This window comes from Streptomyces sp. NPDC037401 (genome assembly GCF_055602345.1).
In genome coordinates, this window is record NZ_JBVJWO010000017.1 from 167,080 (window position 1) to 182,780 (window position 15,701).

17 protein-coding genes, 1 tRNA gene and 1 pseudogene are annotated in these 15,701 nt (G+C 71.1%); 13 read left to right on the plus strand and 6 right to left on the minus strand.

All coding sequences use genetic code 11. The features are described from left to right. Nucleotides 1–4 precede the first annotated feature (4 nt). Nucleotides 5–367 carry a hypothetical protein gene (locus ACZ7H1_RS20475; protein ID WP_470788429.1) on the plus strand — a complete coding sequence of 121 codons (363 nt, stop codon included), beginning with the start codon at nucleotides 5–7 and terminating at the stop codon, nucleotides 365–367. 250 nt (nucleotides 368–617) lie between these two features. Continuing rightward, nucleotides 618–2,000 carry an FAD-binding protein gene (locus ACZ7H1_RS20480; protein WP_470788431.1) on the plus strand — a complete coding sequence of 461 codons (1,383 nt, stop codon included), beginning with the start codon at nucleotides 618–620 and terminating at the stop codon, nucleotides 1,998–2,000. Between the two features lie 456 nt (nucleotides 2,001–2,456). Here the strand turns inward: ACZ7H1_RS20480 and ACZ7H1_RS20485 are convergent, their stop codons facing one another. Continuing rightward, nucleotides 2,457–2,669 carry a hypothetical protein gene (locus ACZ7H1_RS20485; protein WP_470788433.1) on the minus strand — a complete coding sequence of 71 codons (213 nt, stop codon included), beginning with the start codon at nucleotides 2,667–2,669 and terminating at the stop codon, nucleotides 2,457–2,459. 243 nt (nucleotides 2,670–2,912) lie between these two features. On the opposite strand from ACZ7H1_RS20485, the gene ACZ7H1_RS20490 reads away from it, so the two are divergent. Continuing rightward, on the plus strand, nucleotides 2,913–4,829 hold the full coding sequence (locus tag ACZ7H1_RS20490) for an FG-GAP repeat domain-containing protein (protein WP_470788434.1): 1,917 nt from the start codon (nucleotides 2,913–2,915) through the stop codon (nucleotides 4,827–4,829). Between the two features lie 53 nt (nucleotides 4,830–4,882). Here ACZ7H1_RS20490 and ACZ7H1_RS20495 read toward each other — a convergent pair. After that, nucleotides 4,883–4,959: transfer RNA gene (locus ACZ7H1_RS20495), tRNA-Met, on the minus strand. A gap of 465 nt (nucleotides 4,960–5,424) precedes the next feature. Between ACZ7H1_RS20495 and ACZ7H1_RS20500 the strand changes: the two genes are divergently transcribed. Next, the gene (locus tag ACZ7H1_RS20500) at nucleotides 5,425–5,949 is read left to right on the plus strand and encodes a GtrA family protein (protein WP_470788436.1); all 525 of its coding nucleotides are present in this window, start codon (nucleotides 5,425–5,427) and stop codon (nucleotides 5,947–5,949) included. A 23-nt stretch (nucleotides 5,950–5,972) separates the two neighbouring features. Here the strand turns inward: ACZ7H1_RS20500 and ACZ7H1_RS20505 are convergent, their stop codons facing one another. Next, the gene (locus tag ACZ7H1_RS20505; protein WP_470788438.1) at nucleotides 5,973–6,593 is read right to left on the minus strand and encodes a DJ-1/PfpI family protein; all 621 of its coding nucleotides are present in this window, start codon (nucleotides 6,591–6,593) and stop codon (nucleotides 5,973–5,975) included. Nucleotides 6,594–6,945: 352 nt separating this feature from the next. Here ACZ7H1_RS20505 and ACZ7H1_RS20510 point away from each other — a divergent pair, with 352 nt between their 5' ends. From ACZ7H1_RS20510 to ACZ7H1_RS20520, 3 genes are all read left to right on the plus strand, one after another. After that, nucleotides 6,946–7,410 (plus strand): hypothetical protein, encoded by a 465-nt coding sequence (locus tag ACZ7H1_RS20510; RefSeq protein WP_470788439.1) that lies wholly within the window; start codon nucleotides 6,946–6,948, stop codon nucleotides 7,408–7,410. A gap of 105 nt (nucleotides 7,411–7,515) precedes the next feature. Beyond that, entirely contained in the window at nucleotides 7,516–7,911 is a 396-nt protein-coding gene (locus ACZ7H1_RS20515) for a carboxymuconolactone decarboxylase family protein (protein WP_470788441.1), read from the plus strand. Between the two features lie 16 nt (nucleotides 7,912–7,927). Next, nucleotides 7,928–8,134 carry a hypothetical protein gene (locus ACZ7H1_RS20520; protein WP_470788443.1) on the plus strand — a complete coding sequence of 69 codons (207 nt, stop codon included), beginning with the start codon at nucleotides 7,928–7,930 and terminating at the stop codon, nucleotides 8,132–8,134. A 90-nt stretch (nucleotides 8,135–8,224) separates the two neighbouring features. On the opposite strand, the gene ACZ7H1_RS20525 is transcribed toward ACZ7H1_RS20520, so the two are convergent. Continuing rightward, nucleotides 8,225–8,704, minus strand: coding sequence for a lamin tail domain-containing protein (locus ACZ7H1_RS20525; protein WP_470788444.1), 480 nt, complete (start codon nucleotides 8,702–8,704; stop codon nucleotides 8,225–8,227). Between the two features lie 386 nt (nucleotides 8,705–9,090). Between ACZ7H1_RS20525 and ACZ7H1_RS20530 the strand changes: the two genes are divergently transcribed. Both ACZ7H1_RS20530 and ACZ7H1_RS20535 read left to right on the plus strand, forming a co-directional pair. Next, nucleotides 9,091–9,393, plus strand: a complete 303-nt coding sequence (locus ACZ7H1_RS20530; protein WP_470788445.1) for a hypothetical protein — start codon at nucleotides 9,091–9,093, stop codon at nucleotides 9,391–9,393. 248 nt (nucleotides 9,394–9,641) lie between these two features. Further along, nucleotides 9,642–10,451, plus strand: coding sequence for a DUF899 domain-containing protein (locus tag ACZ7H1_RS20535; RefSeq protein ID WP_470788447.1), 810 nt, complete (start codon nucleotides 9,642–9,644; stop codon nucleotides 10,449–10,451). A gap of 17 nt (nucleotides 10,452–10,468) precedes the next feature. Here ACZ7H1_RS20535 and ACZ7H1_RS20540 read toward each other — a convergent pair whose 3' ends face one another. Continuing rightward, nucleotides 10,469–11,404 (minus strand): LysR family transcriptional regulator, encoded by a 936-nt coding sequence (locus ACZ7H1_RS20540; protein ID WP_470788448.1) that lies wholly within the window; start codon nucleotides 11,402–11,404, stop codon nucleotides 10,469–10,471. Between the two features lie 134 nt (nucleotides 11,405–11,538). Here ACZ7H1_RS20540 and ACZ7H1_RS20545 point away from each other — a divergent pair, with 134 nt between their 5' ends. From ACZ7H1_RS20545 to ACZ7H1_RS20560, 4 genes are all read left to right on the plus strand, one after another. Beyond that, entirely contained in the window at nucleotides 11,539–12,807 is a 1,269-nt protein-coding gene (locus tag ACZ7H1_RS20545) for an MFS transporter (protein WP_470788449.1), read from the plus strand. A gap of 114 nt (nucleotides 12,808–12,921) precedes the next feature. Beyond that, complete coding sequence (locus ACZ7H1_RS20550) at nucleotides 12,922–13,428, plus strand: DinB family protein (RefSeq protein ID WP_470788450.1); 507 nt, start codon at nucleotides 12,922–12,924, stop codon at nucleotides 13,426–13,428. Between the two features lie 124 nt (nucleotides 13,429–13,552). Next, on the plus strand, nucleotides 13,553–14,044 hold the full coding sequence (locus ACZ7H1_RS20555; RefSeq protein ID WP_470788452.1) for a carboxymuconolactone decarboxylase family protein: 492 nt from the start codon (nucleotides 13,553–13,555) through the stop codon (nucleotides 14,042–14,044). 300 nt (nucleotides 14,045–14,344) lie between these two features. Further along, nucleotides 14,345–14,731 (plus strand): DoxX family protein, encoded by a 387-nt coding sequence (locus ACZ7H1_RS20560; RefSeq protein ID WP_470788453.1) that lies wholly within the window; start codon nucleotides 14,345–14,347, stop codon nucleotides 14,729–14,731. A 157-nt stretch (nucleotides 14,732–14,888) separates the two neighbouring features. Here ACZ7H1_RS20560 and ACZ7H1_RS20565 read toward each other — a convergent pair. Beyond that, nucleotides 14,889–15,302: pseudogene (locus ACZ7H1_RS20565) on the minus strand (FAD-dependent monooxygenase); the annotation flags it as partial. Nucleotides 15,303–15,701 lie beyond the last annotated feature (399 nt).

Here is a 15,701-nt window from a genome sequence, read left to right on the forward strand (position 1 = left end):
TCTCGTGATCCGCACCCGTTACGCCGCCGCTCTGGCCACCGCAGCCGTCACCGCGCTCGCCATCACCGCGAGCCCCGCCTCGGCCGCCGGCGAGACGCTCACCATGTGCTCCAGCACGCTCACCCCGGCCGGCTGGGTGGACACCCAGTGGTGGAACAGCGGCGGATGCGGCTCCGGCTTCAACCCCAACACCAAGCAGATCAAGAACCTCACCGGCTACCCGGTCGGCACCCAGGTCAACGCCTGCGCCTCCACGTGGCCGCCCGCCGGCTGGACCATCACCAGCACCTACTACTCGAGCGGCTGTCGCTACTCCGCCGTCCCCAGCTTCAACCCCAACACCTGGACCCTGAAGCGCACTTCCTGACCGCGCTCCGGGCGCCGCAGTCGGCTGCTTCCACTGCCGACCACGGCGCCCGGCGCCGTCGCCGGCCTGAGCCGAACTCATTTCGACATCACCGGCAAGTGGATCTTCTGGCGCGAGTACGACCACAATGTGCAGGAAGCAGGTCGGCGCCCGGAGCGACCGTGCGTGCTGCGGGCCGGGCGCACCGCCGCCCCCGACTCGAACGAGACCGGGGGGCGGCCCCTCGTACCCGAGTTGATCTGGAGTAAGCGTGACGTCCCACCTTCCCACCCCGCAGCCGGACCCCGCCGCTGCCCCCGGCGCCGGCGATCCCTTCGGCTCGGTTCCCGCACTGGACGGCGAGCTGCGCTTCGACCAGCCCGCCCTCGACGCCGCGTCCACCGACTTCGGCGGCCTTGTCCGCCAGGAGCCCGCCGCCGTCCTCAGGCCCGGCTCGGCCGAGGACATCGCCGCGATGGTCCGCCACTGCCGGGAGCACGGACTGAAGGTCGCCGGGCGAGGCCAGGGACACTCCACCAACGGCCAGGCGCAGGTCCCCTCCGGGCTCGTCATCGAGCTCAGCGCCCTGGACACCATCGAGATCCACGACGACACCGCCATAGTCGGGAGCGGGGTGCTGTGGAGCGACCTCGTCCGGGCCACCCTGGCCCGCGACCTCACCCCGCCGGCCTTCACCGACTACCTCGAACTGTCCGTGGGCGGCACGCTGTCGGCCGGCGGCCTCGGCGGGCAGATCGGCCGCTACGGCACCCAGGTCGACAACGTGCGCGAACTCCAGGTCGTCACCGGCGAGGGCGAGATCACCACCTGCTCGCCCACCGTGCGTCCCGAGCTGTTCCGCGCCGTCCTCGGCGGCCTCGGACAGTGCGGGATCATCACCCGCGCCACCGTCGCCCTGGTCCCCGCGCCCCGCTCCGTACGGCACTACGTCCTGACCTACCCGACCGTTGAGGCCATCACCGCGCAGCAGGCCAAGCTGATCGGGGAAGGACGCTTCGACTACCTCGTCGGCCAGGCCCTGCCCACCCCGGACGGCTGGACCTACATGATCGAGGCCGCCGCCTACGACGGGACCGCAGCCGACGACGCCCGGCTCACGGACGACCTGGGCCACGCCACGGCAGAGGCCCAGGACGTGCCCTACTTCGACTTCCTCAACCGGATCGCGCCGGGAGTGGAGGTGTTCAGGTCCATGGGCGAGTGGCAGCGGCCCCACCCCTGGTACGACAGCCTGCTCCCCGCATCCACCGTGAACGCCGTCGTCACGGACACGCTCTCCGGCCTCAAGGCCAACGCGATCGGCGCCACCGCGGTCATCCTGCTCTACCCCGTCCTCACCGCCAAGCGCACCACCCCGCTCCCGGTCATGCCGGACGAGGACCTCGTCTACCTCTTCTCCCTCCTCAAGACCGCTTCCCCGGGGGCGGATTCCGCCGAGGAGATGGTCGCCGCGAACCGCGTCCAGTACGACGCCACACGCGAGGCGGGCGGCTGCTGGTACCCGATCGGCTCGGTGCCGCTCACCAAGGACGACTGGGTACGCCACTTCGGCTCCTTCTGGTCCGAGTTCGAGGCTGCGCGCCACCGCTACGACCCCGACGGCGTCCTCACGCCCGGCCAGCGCATCTTCTGACGGGGCCGGCTCTCCTGCTCACCCATCGGCACCCGGGCGGTGATCGCGACGGGCGAGCAGGGGAGTCCTCCGGTGGCGGGATCCGCCCGGAACCGGACCCTCCAGGTACCTCGCAAAGGGCGGGGGACGTGCGGATATGATCGCGCCACTTCCGCATGCAGGAGGCCGGGCGGCAGGTGCCACCGCTCTGCACCGTCCCGCCCCACATGCACTTGTCTGAGGGGATCGTGCGCAACTCCGCTGTGCTCCAGCGTGGCCTGACCACGCTGGTGTCCCTGGCCGCCCTGGCCACAGCCATACCTCCGGCGGTGGCCGTGTCCACCGCCGGTCCGGTCACCGAACTCGTCCTCGACAGCCCGGTGGCCCGTCCCGATCCCGCGCGGGAGGAGATCCTCTCCGCCGGCCCCACGGGATTCTGCACCGGCCGCAGGGCAGCACCCGGGCCCTGTGGACGCGCTACGCCGACGGCGACACGTCGGTCGCGACCACCCCGCAGGGCACTCCCGCCGTCCTCACGGGCGTGTGCGGGACGCACTCCAGAGCCTGCCCGTCGGACTGGTACGGCACCGGCGCCGACGTCGTCGCCCTGCCGAGCGACACGTCCTGGACCCCGCAGTCCGTGACGCTCTGGAACGCCGACGGCACCCCGCCCGTGACGGTGCAGCTCAACGGTCTCACCTACGCGGGAACCCTCGGGCGTACGGTCCGCGCCGACGACCCGGAGACCGGCGCGGGCTACCTGATCGACGTGGTGAACGGCCAGCGGCGGCAGCGGGCCGTGACCGCACCCGCGGGGGCGCAGCTCCTCTCCGGGATCGCCGACCAGACCGGGCCGCCGTCTGGTACGCCGTCGACGGCGACTCGTCGTTCGTCGGCTACCTCGACTTCGCGACGGCGGCCCTCACCCCCGTCGTGGACACGTTCGACCAAGACGACCAGCTGCTCCTCAGCGCCACGCGCGTCGGCCTGTTCGAACCGGGAAGCGCGGCCGTCACCAAGGCCCGCAACGCTCTCGGCTCCGCAGCCAAGCTCTTCACGGCCGATCCCTACATCAACACCCGCGCGGCAGCCCTTGCCGGGGACTGGCTCCTGCTGCAGCAGCCGTTTCCGCTGCCCGAGGTCGTGGCCCTGCCGTTGACCGGCGGGCCGGGCCGTTCCGTCCTGCCCGGCGCCTACCCCGGGCTGTTCGCGGCGCCCGGCGGCCGCCCCCTGGCCGTCGGTGGTTCCGGCGCCGCCGCCTGGGGTGTCCAGCGCTTCACCGCGCCCGGCACCACCACGCCGCCGTCGGCCGCCACGGTCCTGCCGCTCCCTCCGGGGGCACAGGAGTTCCCGAAGACCGGTATCTCGCTCGGACGGGGTGCCCTGCGGGTCGTCGAATACGAGGACGGCAACGACTCCGCCCTGCACACGCAGACCTGGCAGATCTCCACGCACCCGACGGCCGGGCTGAGCGCCTCCGCACGCACCGCGGGCCGCGACGACCTGATCGAATGCCTCGCGGTGGTGGACTGCGGGCAGGTATGGGCGGACACCGGCAGCGGCGGTGACGCCATGCTGGGCAAGGCCGACAACGGCCACGCCGACCGGCTGTACACCTTCGACGGCAAGACCATGGACTTCGACGAGCTCTCCGGCGACGGCCGCATCGTGGATGTCTCCGACGGCTTCACCGTTCTGCACGACCCTGCGGCGGACAAACTGGTCGTGACCACCAACGCCACCGGCGCCACCCGGGCCCTGTCGGGCGTCCTCCCCGACGCCGAGACCGGGCACGGGTACGACCGCCGGCTCCGCTGGACCGTGGACAAGGCGACCGGCCTGGTCGCGTGGATCGACGGAACGGAGAAGACCCACGTCCGTCACGCGGGCGTGGCCCCGCGCGCACTGGTGTCCCTGCAGTCCCAGACCGACGGCACCGGCACCCTCGATGCGGTGTGGCTGCTCAACCGTCCACTGACCTCCTGGTCCCTGGCCGTCACGGCGCTCAACGGCAGGCTGCTGCACACCGTCTCCGGCGGAGCCGTCGCCGCCCGGCCGAAGGCGTCCTGGAACGGCAGGACCGCGACGGGCGCGTACATCCCGGACGGGACCGGAGACCTCTTCTCGGTCTCCGGCGGATCGCTGCGGATCGCGTACGGCAACCCGGCCACCGGGAACTTCAGCGGCAGCGTCACCGGGAGCGGCTGGCCGTCCGGCTTCCGTCCCGTGCCGATGGGCGACATGAACGGCGACCGCTGCAACGACGTGCTCGTGCGGCTCGTGAACGGCGAGATGCGTCGCTACACCCCCGCTTGCGGGGCGGCCGTCACCCCGGGGACCGCTCACAAGGTCCTGGGCGCCGGCTGGAACGTCTACGACGTCCTCACCTCGCCCGGCGACGTGACGAACGACGGCCGCCCGGACCTGATCGCCCGCGACCCCAGGACCGGCGGGCTGTACCTCTACCCGACCACCTCGGCCGGGATCCTCGGCGCGCGCGTCGGCCTCAGCACGGCGTTCAAGGGCTACAAGGAGATCGTCGGGGCCGGCGACCTCAACGGTGACGGGCACGGCGACCTGCTGCTGCACGACAACGCGAACGAACTGTGGCGGATGTACGGAACCGGAACGGGCAAGTTCTCCGGCCGCACCCTCGTAGCCGCCGACTTCAGCGCCTCCTACAACACCCTGGTCGGCATCGGCGACTTCACCGGCGACGGCCACGCCGACCTGATCGCCCGTGACACCGCCGGAGCCGTCTGGCGCTGGAGCGGAACCGGCAAGGGCACCTTCACCGCCCGCACCGGGATCGCCACCGGCCGGCAGGTATACACCGGCGGAATCCACTGACTCCGGACATGCGACCGGCCCCCTCGACACGGATGTCGAGGGGGCCGGTGCGTTGGTAGCGGGGACAGGATTTGAACCTGCGACCTCTGGGTTATGAGCCCAGCGAGCTACCGAGCTGCTCCACCCCGCGTCGGTACGGCAAGAGTACGGCATGCTGCGGGTGCCGCCCGACCATCACCGCCGGTCATGCCGTAGTCCCGTAGTCCCGGCAGCGGTACGGCGGGGATCCTCGGCGGGTTCCCGAGCACCCTGCGTGCCCACGGCCCGGACTGCCGGCCTCGGAGCCGACAGGCATGGGGGCCGTCGCTCTCGACACGGAGCTGAGCGACAGCCCGTGCAGACCGTCGCGCGCCGCTGGGGCATAGCGTTCACCCTCAATCTATTGCAACGGTCAGAGTCTTGTTTGTTGCGTTAGCTCCAAGTCGGTTGCAATGAAATTAAGGCATCTACCTGCGGATATTGCGAAATCGCGCAACGAGTATGTTGCTCGATCCATGAATGCAACGTAGCGTTTCCATCATGAGAAACGACGGACCGGGGGCCTGTAGGCCGAGGGGTTCGCGTTCCGCGGAGTGAGTGGTCAAAGGGGTGGATCATGGAGACAGCGCAGAGCGAGCAGCAGGTGGCACCCGGCGCCTTCGCCTCCTTCGCCCGCTTCGTGCTCTGCGGCGGCGGGGTGGGGCTCGCGTCCAGCTTCGCCGTGGTCGCCCTCGCCTCCTGGATGCCCTGGGCCCTGGCCAACGCTCTGATCACGGCGGCCTCCACGCTCCTCGCCACCGAGCTCCACGCCCGCATCACCTTCGGCACCGGCGGGCGCGCCACCTGGCGCCAGCACGCACAGTCGGCCGGATCCGCGGCCGTCGCCTACGCCGTGACCTGCGTGGCGATGCTCGTCCTGCACCAGCTCGTGGCGGCACCCGGCCCGGTGCTCGAGCAGGCCGTCTACCTGTCCGCCTCCGCACTCGCCGGCGTCGCACGATTCGCAGTACTGCGCCTCGTCGTCTTCGCCCGCAACCGCTCGCAGGCCCCGGCCACCACCCCCACCGTGCACCCCGCGCCCGCGACCGTGGCCCGCACCACGGCACCCGCCGACCAGACGGCCCTCTGCCGCGCCGCCTGACCGGGGGCGGCGGGTGTTGCCGACTAGCCCAGGGTGCGGGCCCGTTCGAGCACCTCGGCCGGGGCCTTGGCCACCGAGCCGGTGTCGAAGGGGGGTTGCGGGTCGTACTCGGTGTAGAGCTGGATCGCCTGGGCCGTCACCTCGTCCGTGAGCAGGGCGGCCAGGCTGACGGCCATGTCGATGCCGGAGGAGACCCCGGCCGAGGTGATCACGCGGTCGTGCCGGACCACCCGCTCGGGGGTGTAAGTGGCGCCGTACGACTCCAGATCGGCGGCCGCGTCCCAGTGGGTGGTGGCGGTCAGACCGTCCAGCAGGCCTGCCGCGCCGAGCACCAGGGATCCGGTGCAGACCGAGGTGGTGAAGCGGGTGCCCGCGTGGATCCTGCATACCCAGTCGAGGAACGCGGGGTCGCCCACCATGGACTGGAAGCTGCCCCCGCCCGGGATCAGCAGGACGTCGCAGTGTTCCACCTCGGAGTACCGGGTCGGGACGTGCACCGGCAGGGAGCCCAACACGTCCTGTACCAGGCCGGGTTCGGCAGCCACGAACCGCACCTTGGCACCGGGCACGTACGCGAGGATCTCGTACGGCCCGATCGCGTCGAGCGGCTCGAAGTTGTCGAAGAGCGGGATCACTATGTCCATGGGCCGCAGCATAGCCACCACCCGGCGCTCGTCCCCCGGGACGGTGCGTCAGCTGTGGCTGCTGTTGAGGCCGGTGGCGGTGACCTCGTCGGCAATACCCCCAAGGCGGCGGTCAGGGCGCTGGCCCGGGACCGGTCGGTGGCGGTGCGCCGGGCGCTTGCCGGGCGCGAGGAACTGCCGCGCAAGGTAGCCGCGTTACTGGTCACGGACGCCCTCCGTCGAAGTCCGGCTGACGCTGGTCCGGCGGGTCGGTGCGGCCGACGCCGAACCGTGCGTTCGGGCGGCCGCAGCGGCCGACGAGTTCACTCCCGTCCGGCAGCTCACCGAACTGGCCGGCGATCCCAGCCTGGCCGTGCTCGCCGCGATCGGCCGGAACACCACAGCCCCGCCCGAGGCACTCGCCCCGCTCCGCGCGCTGCACGCACTGGACCTGCTGCCGTACTTCCACCCCGGGAACGCCATGGACCAGCCGAACTGGCCGCCGGACCTGCTGGTCGAGTTCGGGCTGACGTACGGCGCGAGCACGGTGTCGGGCAAGGCGGAACGCAAGAGCTTCGCGGCGATCGAGGAGGCCCGGCACACCGAGCCGCCGGCCGGGGGACGTGCTCGCCGCCATCACGGCCTGCCCGGACACCTCGTACGCCGCGCGGGCCCGCAAGCTGCTGGAGATCCCTCCGGCCGGGGGGAGGGCAGGGTCATTGCGCAAAGTGCCGGGGCGATTACGCCACGTCTCGCACTTCGGGTGGCCGCCCTGGAACGCGGGACGGACGACGGGCCCGGGTGGCGGTTTGGCGGTGCCGTGCTTGAGTGGAACTGAGGGCCCGCGCGTGCCGTGATGAGACTCGGTGCCCTTCCCACCCCGTGACCAGCACGAGCGGGGCCCGGGTCTTGCGTGCGGCGCCTCCGTGAGGAGGGAGCCGTCATGGCTGTCACCGTGAACCGCGGCGAGATCGAGGCCGACATCAAGCAGACCCTGGGGCTGGTCCCGCACTTCTTCCAGAGCATCCCGACGGAGCTGCTCGGTCCCGAGTGGGAGATCTTCAAGAGGATCGAGCTCGGCGAGACGCTGATACCGAACAAGTACAAGGAACTGATCGGCGCCGGTCTGCACGCCGAGACCAAGTGCCGCTATTGCAGTCTGTTCCACGCGGAGGCCGCCAAGCTCTTCGGTGCGACCGACGAGGAGATCCAGGAGGCCGTCCACTACGCGAAGGCCAGCCTGGGCTGGAGCGCGTACATCAACGGCATGCAGGAGGACTACGACCAGTTCGCCTCCGAACTGGCCCAGGTCGTCGAGTACGTACGGTCCCAGGGCTGAGATGGAGCTGGAGCGCGTGCGCCCGACGGTGCTCCGGGGCACGTTCCACGTGTACGAACTGGCGGCCCTGGTCGCAGCGGCCCGCTACGTCACGAAGTCCGCGCCTCCGGAGATGCCGGCGGAATCCCTCGAGCAGCTGCGCCGGCTGCTGGACGACTACGACCGGCAGGTCCGTAACCTGCCGCCGCTGCAGGCCCCCGCACAACCACGGGACGGGCACTGACGCGCCGGCGTGCCGCGGCTGGTTGCGGCGGCACGCCGTTGCCGGTGACCGGCAGTTCAGCGACCCCGATGGCGGGGCTGCCGTCCTGGGTTAGCGGCGGTGGCCGTCGTGGTGTCCGCGGCGGCCCCAGGACTCGGTGTCGATGACGCGGCCGCGGTCGTCGCGGAGGGTGGCGGTGTCGCGCTCGTTCCAGATCTGGTGGCGGCTGTCCTGGTAGACGTCGTACTCGGTGTCGCGTCCGTTGCCGGTGTGGACCCTGACGCTGGAGTGGCCGTCCAGGCGGAGGTGGCGGAAGCGGTAGCGGTTGCCGTCGCGGTCGGTGAGGGTGAAGCCGCGCAGGTTCACCGGGCGGCGGCCGGTGTTCTTCACCTCGACCCATTCGCGGTTCAGGGCACGGTTGCCGCGGCCGTGGCTCTCGGTCTGGACGTCGCCGATGACGATCGAGGAGCGGTCACGGTGGCCGCGCCGGTCGTCGTCGTGGGCAGCTGCCGGGATGGCGGCCGCGCCGACCAGGGCGCCGGCGGCCAGAGCCGCGGAGAGGAAGCGGCGGGTGGCGAGGGAAGCAGACATGCAGATGGCTCCTTGAACAGTCAGCCCCGCCCGGCCTCTTGCCGGCCGCGCGGAGTCCGTACGGTTCCCGGCGTCCTGCCGGTGAGTCACACTCTGTCCCGCATCTCTGCTAACCGCCACAACCTGGGGTACGTGTTTCCAAATGCGGACATGTCCGTAACTCTCCCTTGTGGGGGGCAAGCGTCAAGCTCCAGTTGACGCGAACGGGGCGCTCGGACGGGGACAGCAGGTGCGGTGTCCGAACAGGAAGGTCTCGGCCACGAGGACGGACCGTTCACACCATCTTGCGTTCCCTGCGCCGAACGGGTTCAGGCACCTGTAACAGGCGCTTCTCGGGTATCCAGCGCAACCCGCACTTCCAGGTCGTCTCGCATGCCCACGACCCCGTGGTAGCGCTCGCGCACGCCCGCGTCCTGCGGCCCGACATCACCGTCCTGGCCCTGCCCGCCGGGATCGACAGCCTCGACGCGGCCCCGGAGATCCTCCGCGTGTACCGCGGGGTACGGGCCCTGGACCCGCCGAGCGGGGTGGTGCTGCGGACGGCCGCCGCCCGCGCGCCCCGGGTACTGTCGGGCCTCGCCGTCGAAGGAGCCGTCCACGTCGTGCGCGAACGGGACTCCGAAGCATTGATGCGGGCCCTGCGCACGATCGGGCGCCGGGCGAGCTGCGATCCCGACGAGATGCCCTGACCCGGGCGTTGCCCGGTGAAGGCGACGGCGACGACCGCGGCACAGGACTCCCCGCCGAGCCGGCGGGAAACGACAGCCCGTCGATCTCGTACGGGACCCGGCCGCCCGGCCGCTCGATGCGGGCGACTCCGAAAAGTGGGGCTGACGGCACGGATCCGAGGGACTGAAGAACGAGAGTTCTGGTGAGCTTCGTGGGACGGCGTACGACGCTGCCTACCCGGTACGTACGAGACACCACGGAGGACACCATGACGACCACGCCCGGCAACGCGAGCAGCAGTCTCCCCGGCAGGCCGCCGGTCGTCGACCTGGCCGCCTGGCAGGCGGCGCGCGAGGAGTTGCTGGTCCGGGAGAAGGCGCACACCCGTGAGGGCGACGCGATCGCCGCGGCCCGGCGGAGGCTGCCGATGGTCGAGTTCGACGGCGCGGTCGAGGTCACCGGCGCCGACGGGCCGGTCCCGTTCCTCGACCTGTTCCAGGGCCGCGAGGAGCTCGTGGTCTACAAGCACATGTGGCGCGACGGCGCGCCGCACCAGGGGCAGTGCGAGGGCTGTACCACCGTCGCCTGGCACGTGAAGGACGCCGTCTACCTCAACACCCGCGGCGTCTCGTTCGCCGTCCTGACCTCGGGACCGTGGGACGAGGTGGCTCCCTACGTCGAGTTCATGGGCTACACCCAGCCCTGGTATTCGGTGCGGGGCGTGGAGGCACCGGTCGGCGGCGCAATGGGGCACCTCACCTGTTTCCTGCGCGACGGGGACCGCGTGTTCCTCACGTACTCCACGACGGGCCGTGGCAACGAGTCGGCCAACGGGTCGTTCGGCCTGCTCGACATGACGCCCTACGGCCGCGGCGAAGCGTGGGAGGACAACCCCGCCGGCCGGCCCGTGCTCGGCAATGTCCGCGAGGGGTATCCGTCCGAGGGCGGGCAGGCGTGCTGGTACTGGCGCTCGGACGCCGACGGCGTCGCCACCTGGGGACCGACCAGCCGTCCCGTTCCGCAGTGGACCCGTCCCGGCGCGGCCCCCGTGAAGACCCCCGGCCGGAACGGCGACTGAAGGACGGCAAGCGGCGTTCAGCGCGGGATCACCCAGTCCGGCGTCCAGGTCCCGGCGGCGTCCCGGCCGGCCACCGTGGCGGCGAGGTGGGCGCGGAGGGTGGCCAGCGCTGGGTGGGGGTTGTCGCGGTGCCAGAGGAGCGAGTGCGGGTAGACGGGCGTCGGGTCGGTCACGTGGATGCGGCGCAGGCCGTGGCCGGCGGGCCAGACGAGCCGGGTCTGCTCGCCCATGAAGGTGGCCAGGGCCGGGGTGTCGGCGATGGTGTCGAGGAGCGCGTCGGAGCCGAAGTCGGGGCCGGTCGCCTCGATGGTGAGGCCGAATTCGGTGACGAGGTCGTCGTAGTACGCGGCCCACTCGGTACCGGCGACGACGCCGGGCATCCAGATCCGGTGCCCGGCGAGCCGAGCGAGCTGCACCGACCGGGCGCCCGCCAGCGCGTGGGCGGGGCCGGTGAGGAGTTGGAGCGGCTCGTCGAGCACCCGGACGGTCTCGATGTCCTCGGGAAGGGGCCGGCCGGGCACGGCGACGGCGCGGAAGGATGCGTCGACCGCACCGGACCGGAGGGCGGCGACGGCCGTCTCGATGTCGAACAGCATCACCACGTCGAGGTCGATCTCGGGGTGTGCGCGGTGGAAACCGCGCATCAGGCCCGACGGGGCGACCCGCGAGGCGATCACGTCGACGCGCAGCGGTCGGCGGCCGGGGCGAACGGACGCGACCGCGCGCTCGGCGACGCGCAGCAGCTCGCGCGCGTGGGGCAGGAACGCCTGCCCGTCGATGGTGAGCTCGGCGCCGCGCGCGGTGCGGGTGAACAGTCGCACGCCGAGGTTGCGCTCCAGCGCGGCGATGCGCTTCGAGACGGCCTGCTGGGTGACCGCCAGCTCGGCGGCGGCCTGCTGGAACTGCCCCGCGTCGGTGGCGGCGACGAAGGTCCGGACGGTGTCGAGGTCCATGTCGACCACCCTAGGGGGTACAACCATTGGTTGTGGTCAGACCGTCCTGTGGTTGTTTGACCCCTGGTGAAGCCCTCGCTTTGATGCTGCTGATCGCGGAACGGTTGTGCCGTGAGCGGCGAGGGGAGTCGGGCATGAGGAGCGGGCACCGGCCGGGCCGCGTACACGGACGCCTGCACGGTCATCGGCTGGGGCGGCGGTTCGGGTGGCTCTGGGGAGCGTACGGAACCAGCGCCCTCGGCACGTGGCTCGCCTTCGGCGCGTTCCCGCTGATCGCCATCCAGGTGCTGCACGCCGGACCGGCCGAGGTCGCGGCGCTCTCCTCCCTGGGGGCCGCGGTGGGCGCGGCCGTCGCGGTGCCGCTCGGTCCGTGGGTGGAGTTCCGCCGCAAGCGCACGATGCTGATCACGATGGACCTGGTGCGGTGCGCGGCGCTGCTGACGATCCCCGCCGCGTTCGCACTCGGCGTGCTCACCCTTCTCCAGCTCCTGCTGGTCTCGGTCGTCGTCGCGGCGGCCGACATCACCTTCCGCGCCGCCTCCGGCGCGTACCTGAAGGCACTGCTGCCGGCCGACGACCTGCTCGTCGCCAACACCCGGTTCGAGTCCACGACCTGGACGACCACCATCATCGGACCGCCGCTGGGCGGGGTGGCGATCGGGATCCTCGGTCCGGTGGCGACGGTGGCCGCCGACGCGGTCAGCTTTCTGCTCTCGGCCCTGGGCATCCGCGCGATGGGCGGACACGAGCCGCCGCCCGAGCGCCGGGAGGCCGCGCGCATGCGAGCCGGGGACCTTTTCGACGGTTGGCGGTACATCCTCGCCGACGTGACGCTGCGTCCGCTGTTCTTCAACACCGCCTTGTTCAACGGCCTGGTCATGGCCACCCAGCCGCTCCTGGCCATCCTGATGCTCGGCCCCCTCGGGTTCGCGCCGTGGCAATACGGCCTCGCCTTCGCCGTGCCCTCGATCGGCGGGCTGCTCGGATCTCGGCTGGCCCGACCGCTCGTCATCCGCTTCGGGCAACACCAGGTCCTGGTCGTGGCCGGAGCGCTGCGCGCGCTCTGGCCCGTCGGCCTGGTCTTCCTCGGGCCGGGCACCGCAGGCTTGCTGCTGGTGATGGGTGTCGAGCTCGGACTCGTCTTCTGTTGCGGGGTCTTCAACCCCGTCTACGCCACCTACCGCCTCGAGCGCACCCCGACCGACCGGGCCGCCCGAACGCTGTCCGCCCGGGCGGTGACGACCAAGGCCTCGATCGCGCTGCTGACGGCACTCTGGGGCGTGCTGGGCGTCCTCCTGGGTCCGCGTACGGCCATTGGCCTGGCCGGCGTGCTCCTGCTGGCAACCCCTCTGCTGCTGCCCCGCCGCACCGGTCTCCCAGCCGTACGGGGACGTACGGGATGAGTCTCCGGCTGGCGGCGCAGTCTCCGGCCCCGGCTTCGGTGGGGCAGGTGGACGTCGTGTCCGTTCGTCGGACCCGGGGTGGCCTGACGGACGGATCCTTGCCATGATCGCCCGGTGAACGATGACGAGCGCATATCCCCCTCGAAGGTGGCTGACGACCGTGCGTCACTCACTTCGTTCCTGGACTACCAACGGGCGACCCTGGCCGTGAAGTGCGCAGGTCTGACCGGCGAGCAGCTGAAGCGGAAGGCGATCCCGACCTCGGGACTCACGCTCCTCGGCCTGGTGCGGCATGCGGCCTCGGTCGAGCGGGGCTGGTTCCGCACTGTCCTGAACGCCGAGGACGTCAAGCCGCCTTGGCCCGGCGAGGTCGACGGCACGTTCGCCGAGTTCCGGGTCGAGGACGCCGACGTCGGCGAGGCGTTCGAGGTCTGGCGCGAGGAGTGTGCCCGCGCCCGCGCCGTCGTCACCTCTTTCGACTCCCTCGACGACACCGTCGACTTCCGCGGCGAGACCATCACGCTCCGCTACGTCATCACCCACATGATCGAGGAGTACGCGCGTCACAACGGCCACGCCGACCTGCTGCGCGAAGCGATCGACGGAGCCGTCGGAGAGTAGAGAGCCGAGCGCCCCGGATCGTCGAGCGAAAGAACTTCCGGATTCCTGTCACGTCTGCGCGTGCCGGTCCGTCAGTGCTGTGAAGACGCCGACCAGGCGGCCGACACCAAGGAGAGCAGCAGCCATGACGAACCCCGCCTCCATCTCGCGGATGCCCAACCCGGGCGAGTTCGTGCCCGAGCTGAGCGACATCAGCGCCGCCCTGTTCCGCGCCACCGGTAACCGCTCGGTCCCCCGTACCACGATGAGCCTGGTGCACCTGCGGGCAGGGCAGATCGTGGGCAACACCTACCTGACGATCCTGAACACGGGTTTCCTGCGCAAGGCCGGGGTATCCGAGGAGCGCATCACCGCTGTGTCCTCCTGGCAGGACGCCCCGTACTTCACGGAAGCCGAACGGGCCGCCCTCGCCTTGGTGGAGGCCACCCTCCAGCCCGCCCCGCACGGCAGGGAGCGGGTCTCCGACGAGCTGTACGCGGAGGTGGCGAAGCACTACGACGAGAAGGCGCTCGCGACGCTCACGATCGCGATCGGCCAGATCAACTTCTTCATCGCACTGGCCGTCATAGGCAAGCCCCAGCCGGTCACCTCACTCGCCGATGAGCAGTGGGACTGATCCTGGTCCGCAGAGGGGCCGGGCCGGCTGCGCCCGGTGAGCGGCTGAGGGAGCACGTCTTCCCTCGCCGTCCCCCACTCATCGGCGCGTCGGCCCCTCAGCGGAGAGAGCCACGTCACAGCAGCATCTGTCACAGCTCGCAGGGGCGTTCTGTCCTAGAGGTCAACAGACCACCATGGCAAAGGAACGCATCGTGAACGCGCGGTTGAACGTCTTCGCCGGCCCGGTCTCTCACATGGCTCCGGTCGTCCCCTCGGCGTCCGCAGCCGAAGTCCTCACGACCATGCAAGGACTGAGAAAATGAACCTCGCTCTGTGGATCGTTACCGGACTGCTCGCCGCCGCCTACCTGCTCGGTGGCGGCTTCAAGGTGATCACTCCGAAGGAGAAGATAGCCGCCAGTGGGGCGAGCGCGAGATGGGTCGAGGACTTCAGCGGCGGCGCAGTCAAGGCCATCGGAGCCCTGGAGGTGCTGGCTGCCATAGGGCTGGTCCTGCCCGCCGTGCTCGACATCGCGCCGGTGCTGGTGCCGGTGGCTGCGCTCGGTCTGGTGCTGCTGATGATCGGTGCGACGGTCACGCGCATCCGGCGTCACGAGACCACGGTCATGGTGGTGGACCTGGTCTATGTCGTCCTGGCCGGTTTCGTCGCGTGGGGCCGCTTCGGCCCCGAGTCCTTCATCGGCTGACCGGCGAAGGTCCGGTGTGAACCCTCCACGAGATCGGCAGACACCACCCGACAGCTCCTGCCGCAGGCTCCGGCGGAGCCTGCGGCGGCAGGATCGTGCACGGGCCGTGCCGCTGGGCTCAGTCGGTGGCGGAGCCGAACCACCTGCGCAGGTGGCCGAGCAGGTCCTGCTGTTCGTCACCGGCCACCTCGGCGGCCGGCTTCCAGCCGAGGTTGAACGCGTCCTGGAGGCCGAGGCCGAGGCCCTGCCCGGCGGTCGGCGGGTGGATGTGCGCCGCGTCGCCGGCCGGCAGCACCCTGCCGACCCGGTAGCGCTCGGTCTGCCGGCTGGCGTCCCCGACCCGGGAGACCCGGCGGGGCGGGTGCACTCCGAAGTCGGTGCCGGCGAGCTCCCGCAGGCGCTGCTTGAACTCCTCGAACGTCGGCATGGTCGCGCGGCCCTCGGCCGGCCCTTCGGCGGGCACGATGATCCGGTACACCCCGTCGCCCCTGGGAACGGCACCGAACCGTATGTGGGTCTTGCGGATCTCGGCCGTGACCGCGGCCGGCGTCGCCGGCCCCTCGGTCACCTCCCGAGCTCGACGCGCGCGCTCGGTCAGCAGCCGCTCGGTCTCCGGCTGCGAGTATGTGCAGGTCCTGTCTTCGACTGGCGATGATCCGGCACGACCGGGTCCTGCCTCGGCTGCCCGCCTCGGCCTGGTCCCTTCGGCATCTGGCCCCGGACCTGGCTGTGCCCTTTGTTTGCGAGGTCGTTCCGGCCTCCGGCCGGCCTCTCATACGGGTACAACCGATGACATTCGGTGAGATTCGGGGGCCCTGGAGGTGACTCGCCCCATAGGGCCCAGGTCACATACGAGCTGGCATAGTAGTCCTCGCGGGTGCCCCATTTATCCCCCTCTTAGGGCCCTGAGCTGGGCAGATCCCCTTCGGACCGGCGGCGGGCCGAGGGGCCCCGGCTGCGAAGACCACTA

Bases quoted from the DNA above. Each gene is read 5' to 3' on its own strand.
- ACZ7H1_RS20535 (WP_470788447.1), top strand. From the start codon at position 9,642: ATGACGACCACGCCCGGCAACGCGAGCAGCAGTCTCCCCGGCAGGCCG.
- ACZ7H1_RS20545 (WP_470788449.1), top strand. From the start codon at position 11,539: ATGAGGAGCGGGCACCGGCCGGGCCGCGTACACGGACGCCTGCACGGT.
- ACZ7H1_RS20540 (WP_470788448.1), bottom strand. From the start codon at position 11,404: ATGGACCTCGACACCGTCCGGACCTTCGTCGCCGCCACCGACGCGGGG.
- ACZ7H1_RS20515 (WP_470788441.1), top strand. From the start codon at position 7,516: ATGGCTGTCACCGTGAACCGCGGCGAGATCGAGGCCGACATCAAGCAG.
- ACZ7H1_RS20560 (WP_470788453.1), top strand. From the start codon at position 14,345: ATGAACCTCGCTCTGTGGATCGTTACCGGACTGCTCGCCGCCGCCTAC.
- ACZ7H1_RS20555 (WP_470788452.1), top strand. From the start codon at position 13,553: ATGACGAACCCCGCCTCCATCTCGCGGATGCCCAACCCGGGCGAGTTC.
- ACZ7H1_RS20505 (WP_470788438.1), bottom strand. From the start codon at position 6,593: ATGGACATAGTGATCCCGCTCTTCGACAACTTCGAGCCGCTCGACGCG.
- ACZ7H1_RS20500 (WP_470788436.1), top strand. From the start codon at position 5,425: ATGGAGACAGCGCAGAGCGAGCAGCAGGTGGCACCCGGCGCCTTCGCC.
- ACZ7H1_RS20525 (WP_470788444.1), bottom strand. From the start codon at position 8,704: ATGTCTGCTTCCCTCGCCACCCGCCGCTTCCTCTCCGCGGCTCTGGCC.